Raw genomic sequence first — 17,818 nt, 5'->3', positions numbered from 1 at the left:
GCCCATCATCAAGCACGCGGGAAGAAAACCACCCAAGCCTTGGTGATCCTTGCGCGTCGCTTGGCTCGGCTGGCCTTCGGCCTGATGAGGCATCAGGCCGACTGGAAGCCCGAGGTATATACCGGAGGTGCTAAGCCGGCCAACTGAGGCCGGGGCTGCTGCGCAGCCCAACCAAACTGACGGATAGCACCCAACGCCGAAGAGAAATTCTCTGGCGCACTGACTTGTGCCTGGAGATTGCTGAAAGAGGCCGAAGGCGGTTCAACTGAGAAATTGCCTTCGGCCATAGAATCTCCCACAGGGTTTGTGTCGCCTTTGAGTCTTGTGCAGTACCTGTGGGAGCGGGTTCACCCGCGAAGAATCCAACGCATTAGCCGCGGCGGTAGACAATTTCCTTGCGACCCGCCTCACAGCTGCCCACCACCTTGCCAGCCGGCTCGCCCTTGTTGACGATTTCCAGCTTGTAGCCCTTCACGCCCTTGGCATCGAGCTTCGAGGCGATCTCGGCCTTGAGCTCCTCACAGGGTTTGCCGGCGGCCATCGCCCCACCGGCCAGCACCATCAAACCCAACGCCAGCATCAGTTTCGTCATCGATCGCATTCCTTGTACAGATGAGAAAAGACCAGAAGGGCGCCGCCAAGGCGCCCTCCGGTGTTATAACGCCATCACGCAGGGCTATTCCAGCCCGGGAATGTTTCAGCTGTTGGCGATGCGGAAGCCAACCTTCAGCGTGACCTGGAAGTGTGCCGCCTTGTTGTCGCGAATATGGCCACGGGTATCGACCACTTCAAACCACTCCAGGTGCTTGATGCTCTTGCCGGCTTCGGCCAAGGCATTGTTGATCGCCTCTTCGATGCTGTTGTGGGACGAACCCACCAGCTCGATCTTCTTGTAGGTGTGATGATCGGTCATGAGCGCTCTCCTTGGGTGACAGTGAGATTGAGCCTAGCAGCGCAGGCCTGGTTTACCTGCGAGCCGCCACCGTTCGGTAAAGTTCGATCGCACTTTCCCGCAGCCCGGGAGTCGCAATCCTTACAGTCCATACTGCAAAGGAGAGTCAACATGCACCGCAACTCGCTGCGTAAATCGTCCCTGGAGAGCATGGAAGCGGAGATCGAAAGCCTGCTGAAAAGCCTGGAGAACCTGAAGCACGATGCCTCCGAGGAAACCCAGAAGTCAGTCAAGGCCATGCGCAGCAACGCCGAAAGCGCGCTGCGCCATTCGCGCAGCCTGATCAGCGACGCCTATGAGGAAGTGAAACAGCGCACTCGCCAGACCGGCATCGCCACCCGCGACTACGCCCAGGAGCATCCATACACCACTGCTGGCGTTGCCATCGGCGCGCTGGGCCTGCTGGCGGCGTACCTGCTGTGCAAGCGCAACTAAGCGCTCTGCCTGGCCAGTTCGGCACGTAGCCACTGCGCCAGTTGCTCGGCGCGCCCGTCCGCGGCGCGCCGAGGCACCCACAACGCCAGCGCGGCAGGCGTCGGCGAAAAACCCCACGGTGCACTCAAACGCCCCGCTCGCAGATCGTCGGCAACCAAGGGTTGTGGGGCGATCGCCACCCCCAGGCCGGCAACCGCTGCCTCCAACAAGTAATACAGGTGTTCGAACGCCTGGCCATACTTCAACGCGCCAGCTTCCAGGCCTTGCTCAGCCGCCCAGGTTGGCCAGGCTTGCGGGCGTGAAGTGGTATGCAGGAGGCCTTCGTCCAGCAGGGCCTTGGCAGGTGCTGCCTGCAAGCGGTCGAAGCCGGCGAAGTGCGGGCTCAGCACCGGGCCGATGCGCTCCTGCGCCAGCACGTGGACTTGCATGTCCGCTGGCCACGGCGGTTCGGCATACACCAGCAACGCATCCAGCCCGGGCCGGCGTGGGTCGAGGTCGCCTTCACCCGCCGACAGGTGCAGGCGCAGCTCGGGCAGGTCAGCCTTCAACCGCCCCAGGCGGGGAATGAACCAGCGCGCCAGCAGGCTGCCGGAACAGCCCAGCACGAACGGCGCCTCGCTCACATCCCGGCTCAACTCGGCGCACACACTGCGCAACCGGTCGAACGCCTCGCCGCTGGCGTCACGCAGACGCATGCCGGCATCTGTGAGTTTGATGCCACGCCCGTCCTTGACGAACAAGGCTACGCCCAGATGCTCTTCAAGCACCTTGATCTGCCGACTGACGGCACCATGAGTGACGTGCAGCGCTTCGGCCGCCTGGCTGACACTGTTGAGCCTGGCGGTAGCTTCGAAGGCCCGCAGGGCATTGAGGGGAGGGAGGTCGTGGGCCATTTTACCTGTGAGTTTTTCTGACAAGTTTGCGCAATCTTATCGGTTTTCAGCCGGGCTTGCCGTGGTTAGAGTAAAGCCCATCACTCATCGATTACGCCCTGGAGCGCCCCATGACCCAGTCCCAATACCGTCCCGGCCCCGACGCCAACGGCCTGTTCGGCTCGTTCGGCGGCCGCTACGTGGCCGAAACCCTGATGCCGCTGGTGCTGGACCTGGCCCGCGAGTACGAAGCGGCCAAGGCCGACCCCAAGTTCCTCGAAGAACTGGCCTACTTCCAGCGCGACTACATCGGCCGCCCGAACCCGCTGTACTTCGCCGAACGTCTGACCGAACACTGCGGCGGCGCGAAGATCTTCTTCAAGCGTGAAGAGCTCAACCACACCGGCGCGCACAAGGTGAACAACTGCATCGGCCAGGTGCTGCTGGCCAAGCGCATGGGCAAGAAGCGCCTGATCGCCGAAACCGGCGCCGGCATGCACGGCGTGGCCACCGCCACCGTGGCTGCGCGCTTCGGCCTGCCTTGCGTGATCTACATGGGCGCCACCGACATCGAGCGCCAGCAGGCCAACGTGTTCCGCATGAAGCTGCTGGGCGCCGAGATCGTTCCGGTCACTGCCGGCACCGGCACCCTGAAAGACGCCATGAACGAGGCCCTGCGCGACTGGGTCACCAACGTCGACGACACCTTCTACCTGATCGGCACCGTAGCCGGCCCGCACCCGTACCCGGCAATGGTCCGCGACTTCCAGTCGATCATCGGCAAGGAAACCCGCGCCCAGTTGCAAGAGAAGGAAGGCCGCCTGCCAGACAGCCTGATCGCCTGCGTCGGCGGTGGCTCCAACGCCATGGGCCTGTTCCATGAGTTCCTCGAAGAACCGAGCGTGCAGATCATCGGCGTCGAAGCCGGCGGCCACGGCGTGCACACCGACAAGCACGCCGCCAGCCTGAACGGCGGCGTACCGGGCGTGCTGCACGGCAACCGCACCTACCTGCTGCAGGATGAAGACGGCCAGATCACCGACGCCCACTCGATTTCCGCCGGCCTCGACTACCCAGGCATCGGCCCGGAGCACGCCTACCTGCACGAAGTGAAGCGCGTCGAGTACGTCAGCATCACCGACGACGAAGCACTGGATGCGTTCCACGCCACCTGCCGCCTGGAAGGCATCATCCCGGCCCTGGAAAGCTCCCACGCCCTGGCCGAAGCGATCAAGCGCGCACCGAACCTGCCTAAGGACCACCTGATGGTGATCTGCCTGTCCGGCCGCGGCGACAAAGACATGCAAACCGTGATGAACCACATGGCAGCCCAGGAGAAACAGGCATGAGCCGTCTTGAACAACGCTTCGCCGAGCTGAAGGCCGAAGGCCGTTCCGCGCTGGTCACCTTCGTCACTGCTGGCGACCCGGGCTATGACGCTTCGCTGCAGATACTCAAGGGCCTGCCGGCAGCCGGCGCCGATGTGATCGAACTGGGCATGCCGTTCACCGATCCGATGGCCGATGGCGTGGCCATCCAGCTCGCCACCCTGCGCGCCCTGGAAGCCGGCCAGACCCTGGCCAAGACCCTGCAGATGGTCCGCGAGTTCCGTGTGGATAACCACACCACGCCAATCGTGCTGATGGGTTACTACAACCCGATCCACCGCTTCGGTGTGGATAAGTTCGTTGCCGAAGCCAAGCAAGCGGGCGTCGATGGCCTGATCATCGTCGACCTGCCGCCAGAGCACGACGCCGAGCTGGCCACCCCGGCCCAGGCTGCAGGCATCGACTTCATCCGCCTGACCACCCCGACCACCGACGATGCGCGCCTGCCGCGCGTGCTGGAGCGCAGCTCCGGGTTCGTCTATTACGTGTCGGTGGCGGGCGTGACCGGTGCCGGTTCCGCGACTACCGAGCACGTGACCGAGGCAATTGCCCGCCTGCGTCGGCATACCAACCTGCCGATCAGCGTTGGTTTCGGTATTCGTACACCGGAGCAGGCCGCCGCGATCGCCCGCTTGGCCGATGGTGTGGTGGTCGGTTCGGCGCTGGTCGACAAGATTGCCCAGGCCAAGGATGCCGGTCAGGCGGTGAGCGATGTACTGAGCCTGTGCTCGGCACTGGCTGAAGGCGTGCGCGGCGCTCGTCGCTAAACCGCGTCGCCTGCTTCGCGGGCAAGCCCGCTCCCACACGGTGAACTGCGCCGTCCTTGTGGGAGCGGGCGCGCCCGCGAAGAGGCCAGCACAGGCTACTGCGCTCTACCCGCCAAAGATCGACAGCTTCAAAGGCCGCACAGCCCCCATCCAGATCGCATGATCCCGGTGATCCGCCAGCTCATCCCCGGTCAGCGGATGCAGAAACACCACCAGGCCCTTCCGATACAGCGCCAACCAAGGCAACACCACCCCCACGAATTCCGGCTCGAAAGCCAGCTGACAGCTCCAGTCCGGGTGCGGTCCGACCGGTTTCTGGTGCATGCGCCCCATGGTCACGGGAAACAGCCGCGCCGCTTCCTCGCAAAGCTCACGGGCTTGCTCGATAGTGGATGCGTCGTAGTACACGTGGGCGTGGTAACCCTTGATCCTCTGCACGATAACTCCTGATTGCGGTCCAACCATCACCCCCACCTGCAAAGGGAGTGATGTGGTGAAAAATGCCGAAACCCCAGTGTTCAAACTGGTGTTGTTCGGGGCTGAAAGCAGCCTGGGCAATGCCCTGATGAGCGAACTGCTGGCGCGCCAGCACGAGGTCATTGCGGTGGTCGACGACCTCAACCGCCATGCGCCACGCCCTGGCCTGCATTTCAAGATAGGCGCGCTGGACGATGCCGACCAGGCGGAGCAGGGTGCGGCAGGAGGCTCGGCGGTTATTGCCCTGCTGGCGCCGGGTGATCTGGCGGCCCAGGCGCGGGCTAGCGAAGCGCTGGTGGCCGGGCTGGCCCGCACGACTATACGCCGGCTGTTGCTGGTGGGCGATTTCGATGTGCTGGATGCGCCGGGGAAGTACAGCGAAGAACAGCGTGAAGCGGTGGATGAAGTGGTCGATAGGCTGCAGCGCAGCTCGTTGCGCTGGACCCTGATCAATATGCCGCCAACACTGCCAGAGGTTGGGTCGGCACGGGTGGCGGCGGGGATGATTGATATGCTGGAGCTGGACTTGCACCAAGGCGAACATCTGAACTTTGTGGTCTAGATTGCCGGGGCTGCTGCGCAGCCCTTTCGCGACGCAAGGCCGCTCCCACATCGGTCGGCGTACGCAGGTCTTTTGTGGGAGCGGCCTTGTGTCGCGAAAGGGCCGCAAAGCGGCCCCAAAATCTCAAAGGCTGCGCTCTTGCTCCAGCCAATCCACAAACCGCTCGATCAACGCCCCACGCCGCTTGCGCGGCGGCAGCACCACGTAATACCCCCGCGCCGAGCGCAAACTCCCCTCCAGCGGCCGACACAGCAACCCTTGCTCCACCAGCCCATCCACCAGGTGCCCCCAGCCAATCGCCACCCCTTGGCCGGCAATCGCCGCCTGAATCAACAAGGTGTAGTTATCGAACCGCAGCTGCCCCGGCGGCGGCGGGCTGGCCACGCCAAACCCGCGAAACACCCCCGCCCAGTCAAACCAGCGGCTAGCCTGCTCACCGCGCAAATGAAGCAACGGCAATCGTTGTAAAGCCACGGCTGACAAGGGTTTGCCATGAATCAGCCGCGGGCTGCAAACCGGGAAAACCTCCTCGTCGAACAACCAGCGGCTCTCGCCCTGATGGAAGCGCCCGTCCCCAAACAGCACCGCCACATCGATATCCGGGCGCAGCATCCCCTGGCTGCGCTCACCGGTCACCAGGCTCACATCGACCTGTGGATAAGCCTCGTGAAAGCGCTGCAGCCGTGGCATCAGCCAGAACGCCGCGAAGGCAAAGTCGGTGGCCACCTGTAGCACTTCACGCTGGCCGCGCCCACTGGCCTGGGCAATGCCGTCATCCATCGCCTGCAGGCCTTGGTGCACCTGCTCGAACAGCAGCTGGCCCGCCTCAGTCAGCTCGATGCCACGGTAGATCCGGTCGAACAGGCGGGTGCCCAGTTGCGCCTCCAGGCGCTTCACCTGCTGGCTCACCGCAGGCTGAGTGGTGCCCAGTTCCAATGCCGCTGCGGTAAAGCCACGCAAGCGGGCCGCAGCCTCGAATACGCGCAACGCATCCAGCGACAACTCGGCAAGGTGATCAAACATAAGCTCAGCTAATCCCAGACATTGCCCGCCATGGGCTTTACCCATGTTATCCACAGTCGCATCTTGGTAGACAAGCGGTTCGCATAATCCTCAACGATGGAAGCCACCATGACGCGCCCGAATATCCTGTTCATCATGGCCGACCAGATGGCCGCGCCCTTGCTGCCGATCTACGGCCCTTCGCCGATCCAGATGCCCCACCTCAGCCGCCTCGCCGAGCAGGCGGTGGTGTTCGATTCGGCCTACTGCAACAGCCCGCTGTGCGCACCGTCACGCTTCACCCTGGTCAGTGGCCAGCTGCCAAGCCGCATCGGCGCCTACGACAACGCGGCCGATTTCCCCGCCGATGTGCCGACTTATGCACACTACCTGCGCCGCCTGGGCTACCGCACCGCGCTGTCGGGCAAGATGCACTTCTGCGGCCCGGACCAGATGCATGGTTACGAGGAACGCCTGACCAGCGACATCTACCCGGCCGACTACGGTTGGGCAGTGAACTGGGATGAGCCAGACGTGCGCCCGAGCTGGTACCACAACATGTCCTCGGTGCTGCAGGCCGGGCCCTGCGTGCGTACCAACCAGCTGGATTTCGATGAGGAAGTGGTGTTCAAGGCGCGCCAGTACCTCTACGACCACGTGCGCGAAAACGATGGCCGGCCGTTCTGCCTGACCGTGTCCATGACCCACCCGCACGACCCCTACACCATCCCCAAGCACTACTGGGATCGCTACGAGGCTGTGGATATCCCCATGCCCCGCGCCGAATTCAGCCAGGCCGAACTCGACCCCCACTCACAGCGCCTGCTCAAGGTCTACGACCTGTGGAACAAGCCACTGCCTGTGGACAAGATCCGCGACGCACGCCGCGCCTACTTCGGCGCCTGCAGCTACATCGACGACAACATCGGCCAACTGCTGCAGACCCTGGAAGAATGCAACCTGGCCGACGACACCCTGATCGTGTTCTCCGGTGACCACGGCGACATGCTTGGCGAGCGCGGGCTCTGGTACAAGATGCACTGGTTCGAGATGTCGGCACGCGTACCGCTGCTCGTTCACGCCCCCAAACGCTTTGCACCTGGCCGGGTCGCAGCTTCGGTATCGACCTGCGACTTGCTGCCAACCCTGGTCGAACTGGCCGGCGGCGCTGTGGATAACCATCTGCACCTGGACGGCCGCTCGCTGCTTGGCCACCTGCAAGGGCAGGGCGGCCACGACGAAGTGATCGGCGAATACATGGCCGAAGGCACCGTCGGTCCGTTGATGATGATCCGCCGTGGGCCGTACAAATTCGTGTACAGCGAAGATGACCCCTGCCTACTCTATGACCTGAGCCGCGACCCGCACGAGCGGGAGAACCTCACTGGCAGCCCGGACCATCAGGCGCTGCTGCAGGCATTCGTCGAGGAAGCACACCAGCGTTGGGATATCCCCAGCCTGCGTCAGCAAGTGCTGGCCAGCCAACGCCGCCGCCGTCTGGTGGCCGAGGCGCTGGCCATCGGCAAGCTGAAAAGCTGGGACCACCAACCATGGGTGGACGCCAGCCAACAGTACATGCGCAACCATATCGATCTCGACGACCTCGAGCGCAAGGCACGTTATCCACAGCCCGCCCCCATGGATTGAGAAGAGAGGCCGCCATGCACAAGTTCTCCACCGTCGTATTCGCCCTGGCTCTTGCCACCACCGCGGCCCACGCCGCCGACAGCGACGCACAATGCAGCACCGTGAAGATGGCCGACCCCGGCTGGAGCGACATCGCCTCGACCAACGCCGTCGCCCGGCTGCTGCTGGAAAGCCTGGGCTACCAGGTGAAGATCGACAGCCTGGCGGTACCGATCATCTACGGCGGCCTCAAGGACGGCCGGGTCGACGCCTTCCTCGGCAACTGGATGCCGGCGCAGCAGGGTTTCCATGACAAGTTCATCGCCAATGGTGATGTGCAGCAGCTGTCACGTAACCTGGAAGGCACCGAGTTCACCCTGGCGGTACCGGATTACGTATGGAATGCCGGGGTGAAGGATTTTGCCGACCTGCAGAAGCACGCTGACCAGTTCGACAAGAAGCTGTACGGCATCGGCTCCGGTGCGCCAGCGAACCTGTCGCTGAAGGAAATCATCGACAAGAACGAATTCAACCTAGGCCAGTGGAAGTTGGTGGAGTCCAGCGAGCAGGCGATGCTGGCGCAGGTGGACAGGGCGGTGAAGAAACAGCAGTTCATCACCTTCCTCGGCTGGACGCCGCACCCGATGAACGTGAAGCTGAAGATGCACTACCTGACGGGCGGGGAGAAGTGGTTCGGCAGCAAGGGCGAAGTGTTCACCCTGACCCGCAAAGGTTATCCACAAGCCTGCCCGAATGCAGCGAAGCTGCTGGGTAACCTGAGTTTCACCCTGGACATGGAAAACACCATCATGGCCGAGGTTGTGGATAAGAAGATCAGTTTCGATGAGGCGGCCAAGGCTTGGGTCAAGCAGCACCCCGAGCGGCTGGAAGGGTGGTTGGCGGGGGTGACCACCAAGGCTGATGGCAATGCCCTGGAGGCCGTCAAAGCCAAGCTCTGATTCCCGGCTTATCCGATTACTCTGAGGGAGTGGGCAAGCCCGCTCCCACAAGGGAGATGGGTAATCCTGAAGGATCAGCCCCGAGCAAGCTGTCGGCGGAGTTCAGCAAGAACCGGCGCCGTATCCGGCCGCACCCCGCGCCAGATGAAGAAGGCTTCCGCCGCCTGCTCAGCCAGCATCCCCAACCCATCCAGCACCTTGGCCGCACCCAGCTTCTCGGCCCACTGGCAAAACGGCGTCGGCTCCTTGCCATACATCATGTCGTAGCACACCGTGCGCCCCGGCTCGATCAGGCTGTCGGCAATCGGCGGCAGCTCACCGGCCAGGCTCGCCGAGGTGGCATTGATGATCACGTCCACCGGCTCCTGCAGCCAGGCAAACCCGCTGGCTACCACCGGCCCCAGTTCATCGAACTCCCGCGCCAGCTGCTCGGCCTTTTCCACGGTACGGTTGGCAATCACCAACGACTGCGGCTGGTGCGCCAGGATCGGCTCCAGCACGCCACGCACGGCACCACCGGCACCGAGGATGAGAATGCGCTTGCCAGCCAGCTCTACCCCAGCATTCACCGTCAGGTCACGCACCAGGCCGGCACCGTCGGTGTTGTCGCCCTGCAGTGTGCCATCAGCCAGCTTGCTCAGCGTGTTCACCGCGCCTGCACGCTGGGCACGTGGAGTGAGGCTGTCGCACAGGCGATAGGCCTCTTCCTTGAACGGCACGGTGACGTTGCCGCCGCTGCCTTGCTTGAAGAAGCCGCGTGCGCAATCGCTGAACTCGTCCAGCGGCGCCAGCAAGGTGGCATATTCCAGGTCCTGGCCGGTCTGCTCGGCGAACAGGCGGTGGATCAGCGGCGACTTGCTGTGGCCGATGGGATTACCGAAAACAACGTACTGGTCCATGGCGATTCCTTGTTTATCCACAGGCTTACTGGCCGAGCCAGTCGCGGTCCTGCAGGAAGTATTCGGTCAGGCGTGCTTCCTCGCTGCCGGGTGCGGCCTTCCAGTCGTAGCCCCAGCGCACTTGAGGCGGCAGCGACATGAGGATCGACTCGGTGCGGCCACCGGACTGCAGGCCGAACAGGGTGCCACGGTCATAGACCAGGTTGAACTCCACGTAGCGGCCGCGGCGATATTCCTGGAATTCGCGCTGCTGCGGGGTGAAAGGGGTGTTCTTGCGGCGCTGGACGATCGGCAGGTAGGCCTCGACGTAGGCATCACCGATGGCTCGCAGGAAGGCGAAGCAGGTGTCGAAGTCCCACTCGTTCAGGTCATCGAAGAACAGGCCGCCGATGCCACGCGGCTCGCCGCGGTGCTTGAGGTGGAAGTAGCGGTCGCACCAGGCCTTGTAGCGCGGGTACACGTCGGCGCCGAACGGCGCGCAGGCCTGCTCGGCCACGCGGTGCCAATGGATGCAATCTTCTTCGTTGCCGTAATAGGGGGTCAGGTCGAAGCCGCCGCCGAACCACCAGACTGCCTCTTCACCTTCCTTCTCGGCGATGAAGAAACGCACGTTGGCGTGGGACGTCGGCACATGCGGGTTGTGCGGGTGGATCACCAGCGACACGCCCAGAGCCTCGAAGCCACGGCCCGCGAGTTCTGGGCGGTGGGCGCTGGCCGATGGCGGCAGGCCGGCGCCGAACACGTGGGAGAAGTTGACCCCGCCTTTCTCGATCAGCTTGCCATCCCCAATCACCCGCGTGCGGCCCCCGCCACCGGCTTCGCGCACCCAGGCGTCCTCGACGAAGCGGGCGCCGCCGTCTTCGGCTTCGAGGGCAGAGCAGATGCGATCTTGCAGGTCGAGCAGGTAGGCTTTCACGGCCTCGGTGCGGCTAGTCATCGGGTCACCAGGAACGGGCAGGGAAGAATTCGCCGCGTAGCATACCACCGCCGGCGCGCGCGCCGCAGTTGACGGCGATCAAGCAAAGGCGTCCGATAGAAGGCCTTTTCCCGATCCCGACAACAGGAGTGCGAGATGGCCAAGCGTATCCAGTTCAGCCAGCATGGCGGCCCGGAAGTGCTGCAGCTTGTGGAATTCGACCCCGCCCCACCCGGGCCGCAGCAGGTGCGTGTGCGCAACCATGCGATCGGCCTGAACTTCATCGACACGTACTTCCGCAGCGGGCTGTACGCGCCGCCATCCTTGCCCTCTGGCCTGGGCACCGAGGCAGCGGGCGTGGTCGAGGCGGTGGGCGAGGGCGTGACCCGGCTGAAGGTCGGTGACCGCGTGGCCCATGCCGGCGGGCCCCTGGGTGCCTACAGCGAGGTGCATACGCTGCCGGAGGCCAACCTGGTCAAGCTGCCCGACAACATCAGCTTCGAGCAGGCGGCAGCGGTGATGCTCAAGGGGCTGACCGTGCAGTACCTGCTGAAGCAGACCTATGAGGTGAAGCCGGGCGACGTGATCCTGTTCCACGCCGCCGCGGGTGGCGTCGGTTCGCTGGCCTGCCAGTGGGCCAAGGCCCTGGGCGCCAAGCTGATCGGCACCGTCAGCTCCGCCGAAAAGGCCGAGCGGGCCAAGGCGCTGGGGGCGTGGGCAACCATCGACTACAGCCGCGAAGACGTGGCCAAGCGGGTGCTGGAGCTGACCGATGGCAAGAAATGCCCGGTGGTGTATGACGGCGTCGGTGCCGACACCTGGCTGACCTCGCTGGACTGCCTGCAGCCACGCGGGTTGATGGTGAGCTTTGGCAATGCCTCGGGGGCGGTGAGCGGGGTGAACCTGGGGATCCTGTCGCAGAAGGGCTCGCTGTATGTGACCCGGCCGACACTGGCGACCTATGCCAACAATGCCGAGAATACCCAGGCCATGGCCGATGACCTGTTTGCGATGATTGGCAGTGGGAAGCTGGTTGTGGATATCCAGCAGCGGTATCCGTTGAGTGAGGCGGCGAAGGCGCAAGAAGAGTTGTCGGCGCGCAGGACTGTGGGGTCTACGGTTTTGTTGCCTTGATTCTGGCTGGAGATCGCGTCATGGCGAACAGGTGCCTGCCTTTAGGCTTTCAGCGCCTGTGAGATCGAGCGCCGCCCGCGCGGCGCATCGCGGGCAAGCCCGCTCCCACATTTGTTTCGGGCCAGTCACTCCTGTGAAGCCAACAGGAGCAGCCTTGTTGGCATGGAGATACATCTCGGTGGGCGCTGATGCTGCTCCAGCTGTCTCCAGTCATGCACCAAGGCGGTCCCTGTTGGCCTAATAGGAGTGACTGGCCCGAAACAAATGTGGGAGCGGGCTTGCCCGCGATGCGCCGCGCGGGCGGCGCTCGATCTCATACACGCTGCAAGTCTCAAGGCAGGCACCTGTCAGCCCTCACACCTTCTTCTGCTTCACAGGCGTCGTCTCGATGCCATCGAGTATCGCCTCGATAACACCTTCCGCCATTTCAATCGCATGCAGGTTCGACCAGAACATGCCGCGACCTTCTTCGCGCATGTAGTCCAGGGCTTTGTAGCCGGTCTCATAGGCGCAGCGCAGGTAGAGCGCTACGTGGACCAAGGCATCTTCAGCAGCTATGTTCGGGTTGACGGTGAACAGGGCCTCGTGGCCGGCGTCACAGCGGCCGAAAGATCGGCTGGAAGTGCAGGGTAGGGGTGGATCTGGAACAATCTTTTTCATCATGAGATCTCCTTCAGAGCTGCATCCATTCGTTACCACACGGATAGGTGGCAGCTGCACGCGGGGTGGTAAACCGGGAGGGAGATCTCAAACCCCGGCAGGCACGAAGCCTCCCGCGTACAGCCGCCATAGACTGCCAAGATCACCCTACTTCCGGGTTACCACACCCGATCGCCAAGTTATTCGGCGACGGATGAAGCCTAGAGGCAGAGATTCCCACTGAGAAGGTGATGGCAGGGGACGCGGGTCGTAGGATATTTCCCAAAGCCCATGCTGGACAGCCATTCCAGAAAAATTCAGAAAAATCTGCGAGGGAATGGGCCCTCTGTGGGAGCGGGCTTGCCCGCGAAGAAGGCAACGCCATGGATGGCACCGGCTTCGCCGGTGTTCGCGGGCACGCCCGCTCCCACAGGGTCCCGCGCCAGTCCTGAGGTTATGTATCAGCCCGGCCGCACGACCTCACCAGTAGCGAGGTTGCGAATCACACTCGGATTCTTCCGCCCGCCCAGCGCCCCACCGAGCACCAGGTCCAGCTGGCCATGGAAATACTGCTCCACCCGCAAGCGGGTCTTGGCCGCCGGGCGCCCGCCCGGGTTGCAGGAGGTGGAAATCAACGGCCCGACCAAGGCACACAGCTCGCGCACCACCGGGTGATCACTGACCCGCAGCGCCACGGTGTCGTGCTGCCCGGTCACCCACTCGGGCAACAGGTCCTGGTGCGGTACCAGCCAGGTGTTCGGCCCGGGCCAGGTGCTGCCCATGCGGTCGATCCAGTCCTCAGGGAAGTCCTCGAACAGGAAGTCGAACTGGCGGATGTTGTCGGCGATCAGGATCAGCCCTTTATCCACAGGCCGCGACTTCAGCGCCAGCAGGCGATACACCGCGTCCTCGTTCCACGGGTCGCAGCCCAGGCCCCAGACCGCTTCCGTCGGGTAGGCGATCACTGCACCTGCCCGGATCTCACGTGCGGCTTGTTGCACACGAAAACTGCTCACCATTTGCGTCTCTCCGCCTTTTAACCTTGCTTGCGCGCAGTGTACTTAGCCGGCGCGGGCAAACCAACGCCCGGCGACATTGCTGACCCGCCCTTCAAGCTCCAGTTCCGTCAGTTGCGCCAGCACCTCGGCCAGCGGCCGGTCGCTGAAGTGGGCCAGGTTCTCGCTAGTCTGTGGCGCGGCATGCAGCAGGGCAAGCAGCGGATGCGCCGGTTTATCCACAGCAGCTGGCGGCAGGTTCTGCCAACCGCGCAGGCTTTCCAGAATCTGCTCTACGCTCTCCACCAGCAGGGCACCATCGCGGATCAGCTGGTGGCAGCCCTTGGCCGCCGGGTGGTGGATGGAACCAGGAATCGCATACACCTCGCGGCCTTGCTCAGCCGCCAGGCGGGCGGTGATCAACGAGCCGCTGGCAAGGCTGGCCTCGACCACCAGCACGCCGAGCGACAGGCCGCTGATGATGCGATTGCGCCGCGGGAAGTTGCCCGGCAACGGCCCGGCATCGAGCGGGTACTCGGACACCAGTGCGCCGCCCATGTCGATCATCATGCATGCCAGGTCGCGGTGGCGCTGTGGATAAAGTTTTTGCAAGCCTGTGCCGAGCACGCCGATGGTGCCCCCTCCGACCTCCAGCGCCGCCCGATGAGCGGCGCCATCGATGCCCAGGGCCAGCCCGCTGGTGATGGTGAAACCGGCCTGCGCCAGGCAGCGGGAAAATGCCCTGGCCGTGTCGAGTGCCGGAGGTGTGGCACGCCTGCTACCCACAATGGCCAACTGCGGTCGGTCGAGCAGCGCCGGATTGCCAGCCACGAAAAGCAGCGGTGGGGCATCGTCGATTTCCTTCAGCAATGCGGGGTAGTCAGGGCCGTCCCACATCAGTAAATGCTGGCCCGGGCGCTCTAGCCAGGCCATTGCAGCCAGTGCACCGTCACGTACTTCGGCACTGCGCCGCGCATCGATGGTGGCTTGCGGAATACCCAACGTGCGCCAGGCGGGGCCGGGTGCGCTGAGCGCCGAAGATGCACTGCCAAAGGCCTCCAGCAAGGTGCGAAAACGTCGCAATCCGGTCTCGGGCAGGCGATGCAGGCGTAATCGGGCCTCCAGTTCGGCAGGTGGACAAGGCGACGAATGGTAAGTGGGCATGGGGATCATCCTTGATCGAAACAGGGCCATCTACGTGGCACAACCTGTGGATAAGTTTGTGGGTAACACTTTGAAAAGCTGTCCATGATTTGGCAGCTATCAAGCCTATAGAGACCCTAGCCGAGCTTTCACAGGTGCTGAAATCGCCGTTTCCCTTTATTATGTGTGCTCAGTTTTCAACCGACCGCACAGTGACTGCCTGACCTTATGGCCATCTTGAACATTCTCGAATTCCCGGACCCGCGCCTGCGCACTATTGCCAAACCGGTAACGGTGTTCGACGACGCCCTGCGTCAGCTGATCGACGACATGTTTGAAACCATGTACGAAGCCCCTGGCATCGGCCTGGCCGCCACCCAGGTCAACGTGCACCAGCAGGTCGTGGTCATGGACCTCAGCGAAGACCGCAGCGAACCGCGCGTATTCATCAACCCGACTGTCGAAGAGCTGACCCACGACATGGGCCAGTACCAGGAGGGCTGCCTGTCGGTCCCGGGCTTCTACGAGAACGTCGACCGCCCGCTGCGTGTGCGGGTCAAGGCCCAGGACCGCGACGGCAAGCCGTACGAGCTGGAATGCGAAGGCCTGCTGGCGGTGTGCGTGCAGCACGAGTTCGATCACCTCAACGGCAAGCTGTTCGTCGACTACCTGTCGCAGCTCAAGCGCGACCGGATCAAGAAGAAGCTGGAAAAGCAGCACCGCCAGCAAGCCTGATCCCCACCTCCCAGAAGGCTTGCTCCGGCAAGCCTTTTTCTTTTTGGAAGCGAGAACTCCATGCGCATCGTCTTTGCAGGCACTCCAGAGTTTGCCGCCGAACACCTCAAGGCCCTGCTCGACAGCCCGTACGAGATCGTGGCCGTCTACACCCAGCCCGACCGCCCTGCCGGCCGTGGCCAGAAGCTCATGCCGAGCCCGGTCAAGCAGTTGGCCGTGGCCCATGACATCCCTGTGTTCCAGCCGCCAACCCTGCGCAATGCCGAAGCACAGGCCGAACTGGCCGCGCTCAAGCCGGACCTGATGGTGGTGGTCGCCTACGGCCTGATCCTGCCGCAAGTGGTCCTCGACATCCCGCGCCTGGGTTGCATCAACAGCCACGCCTCCTTGCTGCCCCGCTGGCGCGGTGCGGCGCCGATCCAGCGCGCCGTGGAAGCCGGCGATGCCGAGAGCGGCGTGACGGTCATGCGCATGGAAGCCGGCCTGGATACCGGGCCGATGCTGCTCAAGGTGGTCACCCCGATCAGCGCCGACGATACCGGTGGCAGCCTGCACGACCGCCTCGCCGAAATGGGCCCGCCGGCTGTAGTCCAGGCGATCGCCGGCCTGGCGGACGGTTCGCTGCGGGGCGAGGTCCAGGACGATGCCCTGGCCACTTATGCACACAAGCTGAACAAGGACGAAGCCCGCATCGACTGGAGCCGCCCGGCCGTCGAGCTGGAACGCCTGATCCGTGCCTTCAACCCTTGGCCGGTGTGCCACAGCACCCTGGATGGCGAAAGCGTGAAGGTGCTGGCTGCCAACTTGTCCACAGGCAAAGGTGCCCCGGGCGAGATCCTCTCCGCCAGCAAGGACGGCCTCGTCGTCGCCTGCGGTGATCAGGCCCTGAGCCTGACCCGCCTGCAGCTGCCTGGTGGCAAGGCGCTGAATTTCAGCGACCTGTTCAACAGCCGCCGTGAGAAGTTCGCTGCCGGCAAGGTGCTGGGCCAATGAACCCACGCCTCGCCGCCGCCCGTGCCCTTGCCGCTGTGCTCAGCGGCAAGGCTTCGCTGAACAGCTCGCTGCCCGCACAGTTGGACAAGGTCGAAGAACGCGACCGGGGCCTGACCCAGGACCTGGCGTTCGGGACTGCCCGCTGGCAGCCACGCTTGGATCTGCTGGCCGCGCAGCTGCTGCAGAAGCCGTTCAAGGCTGCCGATGCCGATGTGCAGGCACTGCTGCTGGTCGGCCTGTACCAGCTGTTTTACACCCGCATTCCGGCCCACGCCGCCATTGGCGAAACCGTTGGCTGCGCAGACAAACTCAAGAAGCCGTGGGCCAAGGGTCTGCTCAATGCCGTGCTGCGCCGCGCCCAGCGCGAGGGCGAGGAACTGCTCGCCGGCATGGAGCGCGACCCGGTGGTGCGCACCGCCCACCCGCGCTGGTTGCAGAAGTCGCTCAAAGCCTTCTGGCCCGAGCAGTGGGAAGCCATCTGCGCCGCCAACAACGCCCACCCGCCGATGATCCTGCGGGTCAACCGCCGCCACCACAGCCGTGACGCCTACCTGGCACTGCTGGCCGAAGCTGGCGTCAGCGCCAGCGCCTGCCAGTACAGCCGTGACGGCATCGTGCTGGCCGAAGCCTGCGACGTGCGCGGCCTGCCAGGCTTCGCCGAAGGCTGGGTCAGCGTGCAGGACGAAGCCGCGCAGCTGTCCGCCGACCTGCTCGAACTGGCCCCCGGCCAGCGCGTGCTCGACGCCTGCTGCGCCCCCGGCGGCAAGACCTGCCACCTGCTCGAAGCCGAACCGGGCCTGGCCCACATGACGGCCATCGACCTCGAAGCCAAGCGCCTGACCCGGGTGCGCGAGAACCTCGACCGCCTGCAGCTGGATGCCGAGCTGATCGCCTGCGATGCCCGTGACACCGCCAACTGGTGGGACGGCAAGCCGTTCCAGCGCATCCTGCTCGACGCGCCGTGCTCGGCCACGGGTGTAATCCGTCGCCATCCGGACATCAAGCTGACCCGCCAGGCCGACGACATTCCGGCCCTGGCCGCGCTGCAAGGCGAGCTGCTCGATGCCCTGTGGCCGACCCTTGAAGTGGGCGGCATGCTGCTGTACGCCACCTGCTCCAGCCTGCCGACCGAGAACACCGAAGTGATCGATGCCTTCCTCGCCCGCACCCCGGGCGCCCGTGAGCTGGACCTGGCCACCGAAGCCGGCCTGCGCCAGCCCCACGGCCGCCAGCTGCTGGCCCAGGAGGGCGGTCACGACGGGTTCTACTATGCCAAGCTGATCAAGATCGCCGCCTCGCGCGGGTAAGCAAAAAGGTTAGGGAG

General features: G+C 64.1%; 20 protein-coding genes and 1 pseudogene. 11 read left to right on the top strand and 10 right to left on the bottom strand.

From position 1 onward, the window contains the following. A pseudogene (locus N430_RS22045) lies at positions 1 to 147 on the top strand (IS110 family transposase); the annotation flags it as partial. A gap of 223 nt (positions 148 to 370) precedes the next feature. On the opposite strand, the gene N430_RS22040 reads toward N430_RS22045, so the two are convergent. Together N430_RS22040 and N430_RS22035 are read right to left on the bottom strand one after the other, a co-directional pair. Next, positions 371 to 592, bottom strand: coding sequence for a DUF1161 domain-containing protein (locus N430_RS22040; RefSeq protein ID WP_110638939.1), 222 nt, complete (start codon positions 590 to 592; stop codon positions 371 to 373). 105 nt (positions 593 to 697) lie between these two features. Beyond that, on the bottom strand, positions 698 to 913 hold the full coding sequence (locus tag N430_RS22035; protein ID WP_110638938.1) for a dodecin: 216 nt from the start codon (positions 911 to 913) through the stop codon (positions 698 to 700). A gap of 150 nt (positions 914 to 1,063) precedes the next feature. Here N430_RS22035 and N430_RS22030 point away from each other — a divergent pair, with 150 nt between their 5' ends. After that, a complete protein-coding gene (locus N430_RS22030; protein ID WP_110638937.1) occupies positions 1,064 to 1,387 on the top strand; it encodes a YqjD family protein in 324 nt (107 codons plus the stop codon). Here the strand turns inward: N430_RS22030 and N430_RS22025 are convergent. Continuing rightward, a complete protein-coding gene (locus N430_RS22025; RefSeq protein ID WP_110638936.1) occupies positions 1,384 to 2,280 on the bottom strand; it encodes a LysR family transcriptional regulator in 897 nt (298 codons plus the stop codon). The two genes, N430_RS22030 and N430_RS22025, sit on opposite strands and share 4 nt — an antisense overlap. Before the next feature lie 110 nt (positions 2,281 to 2,390). On the opposite strand from N430_RS22025, the gene trpB reads away from it, so the two are divergent. Then, the gene (gene trpB / locus N430_RS22020) at positions 2,391 to 3,608 is read left to right on the top strand and encodes a tryptophan synthase subunit beta (protein WP_085676592.1); all 1,218 of its coding nucleotides are present in this window, start codon (positions 2,391 to 2,393) and stop codon (positions 3,606 to 3,608) included. Then, positions 3,605 to 4,414, top strand: a complete 810-nt coding sequence (gene trpA / locus N430_RS22015; RefSeq protein ID WP_110638935.1) for a tryptophan synthase subunit alpha — start codon at positions 3,605 to 3,607, stop codon at positions 4,412 to 4,414. The genes trpB and trpA overlap by 4 nt, the downstream gene beginning before the upstream one ends. A 105-nt stretch (positions 4,415 to 4,519) precedes the next feature. Here the strand turns inward: trpA and N430_RS22010 are convergent, their stop codons facing one another. Beyond that, positions 4,520 to 4,852, bottom strand: coding sequence for a DOPA 4,5-dioxygenase family protein (locus N430_RS22010; RefSeq protein WP_110638934.1), 333 nt, complete (start codon positions 4,850 to 4,852; stop codon positions 4,520 to 4,522). Between the two features lie 55 nt (positions 4,853 to 4,907). On the opposite strand from N430_RS22010, the gene N430_RS22005 reads away from it, so the two are divergent. Further along, positions 4,908 to 5,453, top strand: coding sequence for an NAD(P)H-binding protein (locus N430_RS22005; RefSeq protein ID WP_110638933.1), 546 nt, complete (start codon positions 4,908 to 4,910; stop codon positions 5,451 to 5,453). A gap of 123 nt (positions 5,454 to 5,576) precedes the next feature. Here N430_RS22005 and N430_RS22000 read toward each other — a convergent pair whose 3' ends face one another. Then, entirely contained in the window at positions 5,577 to 6,476 is a 900-nt protein-coding gene (locus N430_RS22000) for a LysR family transcriptional regulator (protein ID WP_110638932.1), read from the bottom strand. A gap of 108 nt (positions 6,477 to 6,584) precedes the next feature. On the opposite strand from N430_RS22000, the gene betC reads away from it, so the two are divergent. Continuing rightward, a complete protein-coding gene (gene betC / locus N430_RS21995; protein ID WP_110638931.1) occupies positions 6,585 to 8,102 on the top strand; it encodes a choline-sulfatase in 1,518 nt (505 codons plus the stop codon). Between the two features lie 14 nt (positions 8,103 to 8,116). After that, entirely contained in the window at positions 8,117 to 9,040 is a 924-nt protein-coding gene (gene choX, locus N430_RS21990; protein WP_110638930.1) for a choline ABC transporter substrate-binding protein, read from the top strand. Between the two features lie 74 nt (positions 9,041 to 9,114). Here the strand turns inward: choX and aroE are convergent, their stop codons facing one another. Beyond that, positions 9,115 to 9,939, bottom strand: coding sequence for a shikimate dehydrogenase (gene aroE / locus N430_RS21985; protein WP_110638929.1), 825 nt, complete (start codon positions 9,937 to 9,939; stop codon positions 9,115 to 9,117). A 25-nt stretch (positions 9,940 to 9,964) separates the two neighbouring features. Then, entirely contained in the window at positions 9,965 to 10,876 is a 912-nt protein-coding gene (gene hemF, locus N430_RS21980) for an oxygen-dependent coproporphyrinogen oxidase (RefSeq protein WP_110638928.1), read from the bottom strand. Positions 10,877 to 11,011: 135 nt separating this feature from the next. Here hemF and N430_RS21975 point away from each other — a divergent pair, with 135 nt between their 5' ends. Further along, on the top strand, positions 11,012 to 11,989 hold the full coding sequence (locus tag N430_RS21975) for an NADPH:quinone reductase (protein WP_054884412.1): 978 nt from the start codon (positions 11,012 to 11,014) through the stop codon (positions 11,987 to 11,989). Positions 11,990 to 12,343: 354 nt separating this feature from the next. Here N430_RS21975 and N430_RS21960 read toward each other — a convergent pair whose 3' ends face one another. The 3 genes from N430_RS21960 to dprA form a co-directional block, all read right to left on the bottom strand. Next, positions 12,344 to 12,652, bottom strand: a complete 309-nt coding sequence (locus N430_RS21960) for a DUF3077 domain-containing protein (RefSeq protein ID WP_110638927.1) — start codon at positions 12,650 to 12,652, stop codon at positions 12,344 to 12,346. A gap of 437 nt (positions 12,653 to 13,089) precedes the next feature. Next, a complete protein-coding gene (locus N430_RS21955; protein WP_011953122.1) occupies positions 13,090 to 13,647 on the bottom strand; it encodes an L-threonylcarbamoyladenylate synthase in 558 nt (185 codons plus the stop codon). A gap of 42 nt (positions 13,648 to 13,689) precedes the next feature. After that, complete coding sequence (dprA, locus tag N430_RS21950) at positions 13,690 to 14,787, bottom strand: DNA-processing protein DprA (RefSeq protein WP_110638926.1); 1,098 nt, start codon at positions 14,785 to 14,787, stop codon at positions 13,690 to 13,692. 207 nt (positions 14,788 to 14,994) lie between these two features. Here dprA and def point away from each other — a divergent pair, with 207 nt between their 5' ends. The 3 genes from def to rsmB are packed head-to-tail and all read left to right on the top strand — an operon-like array spanning position 14,995 to position 17,801. Further along, positions 14,995 to 15,501 (top strand): peptide deformylase, encoded by a 507-nt coding sequence (gene def / locus N430_RS21945; RefSeq protein WP_003260000.1) that lies wholly within the window; start codon positions 14,995 to 14,997, stop codon positions 15,499 to 15,501. 60 nt (positions 15,502 to 15,561) lie between these two features. Then, positions 15,562 to 16,494 carry a methionyl-tRNA formyltransferase gene (fmt, locus tag N430_RS21940; protein ID WP_110638925.1) on the top strand — a complete coding sequence of 311 codons (933 nt, stop codon included), beginning with the start codon at positions 15,562 to 15,564 and terminating at the stop codon, positions 16,492 to 16,494. Continuing rightward, positions 16,491 to 17,801: a 16S rRNA (cytosine(967)-C(5))-methyltransferase RsmB gene (gene rsmB, locus N430_RS21935; protein WP_110638924.1), complete on the top strand. Its 1,311-nt coding sequence runs from the start codon at positions 16,491 to 16,493 to the stop codon at positions 17,799 to 17,801. Before fmt ends, rsmB begins: the two co-directional genes overlap by 4 nt. Positions 17,802 to 17,818 lie beyond the last annotated feature (17 nt).

The sequence above is a fragment of the Pseudomonas sp. CC120222-01a genome, assembly GCF_003097235.1.
In the GTDB taxonomy this organism is placed as follows: domain Bacteria; phylum Pseudomonadota; class Gammaproteobacteria; order Pseudomonadales; family Pseudomonadaceae; genus Aquipseudomonas.
Note: the sequence above shows the minus strand (reverse complement) of the source record. Positions and strands in the feature narration are given on the sequence as shown.

Coding starts and splice junctions, on each gene's coding strand:
- rsmB (WP_110638924.1), top strand. CDS start 16,491: ATGAACCCACGCCTCGCCGCCGCCCGTGCCCTTGCCGCTGTGCTCAGC.
- choX (WP_110638930.1), top strand. CDS start 8,117: ATGCACAAGTTCTCCACCGTCGTATTCGCCCTGGCTCTTGCCACCACC.
- N430_RS21955 (WP_011953122.1), bottom strand. CDS start 13,647: ATGGTGAGCAGTTTTCGTGTGCAACAAGCCGCACGTGAGATCCGGGCA.
- def (WP_003260000.1), top strand. CDS start 14,995: ATGGCCATCTTGAACATTCTCGAATTCCCGGACCCGCGCCTGCGCACT.
- N430_RS22025 (WP_110638936.1), bottom strand. CDS start 2,280: ATGGCCCACGACCTCCCTCCCCTCAATGCCCTGCGGGCCTTCGAAGCT.
- N430_RS21975 (WP_054884412.1), top strand. CDS start 11,012: ATGGCCAAGCGTATCCAGTTCAGCCAGCATGGCGGCCCGGAAGTGCTG.
- fmt (WP_110638925.1), top strand. CDS start 15,562: ATGCGCATCGTCTTTGCAGGCACTCCAGAGTTTGCCGCCGAACACCTC.
- betC (WP_110638931.1), top strand. CDS start 6,585: ATGACGCGCCCGAATATCCTGTTCATCATGGCCGACCAGATGGCCGCG.
- hemF (WP_110638928.1), bottom strand. CDS start 10,876: ATGACTAGCCGCACCGAGGCCGTGAAAGCCTACCTGCTCGACCTGCAA.
- trpB (WP_085676592.1), top strand. CDS start 2,391: ATGACCCAGTCCCAATACCGTCCCGGCCCCGACGCCAACGGCCTGTTC.
- dprA (WP_110638926.1), bottom strand. CDS start 14,787: ATGCCCACTTACCATTCGTCGCCTTGTCCACCTGCCGAACTGGAGGCC.
- N430_RS21960 (WP_110638927.1), bottom strand. CDS start 12,652: ATGATGAAAAAGATTGTTCCAGATCCACCCCTACCCTGCACTTCCAGC.
- N430_RS22040 (WP_110638939.1), bottom strand. CDS start 592: ATGACGAAACTGATGCTGGCGTTGGGTTTGATGGTGCTGGCCGGTGGG.
- N430_RS22000 (WP_110638932.1), bottom strand. CDS start 6,476: ATGTTTGATCACCTTGCCGAGTTGTCGCTGGATGCGTTGCGCGTATTC.
- trpA (WP_110638935.1), top strand. CDS start 3,605: ATGAGCCGTCTTGAACAACGCTTCGCCGAGCTGAAGGCCGAAGGCCGT.
- aroE (WP_110638929.1), bottom strand. CDS start 9,939: ATGGACCAGTACGTTGTTTTCGGTAATCCCATCGGCCACAGCAAGTCG.
- N430_RS22030 (WP_110638937.1), top strand. CDS start 1,064: ATGCACCGCAACTCGCTGCGTAAATCGTCCCTGGAGAGCATGGAAGCG.
- N430_RS22035 (WP_110638938.1), bottom strand. CDS start 913: ATGACCGATCATCACACCTACAAGAAGATCGAGCTGGTGGGTTCGTCC.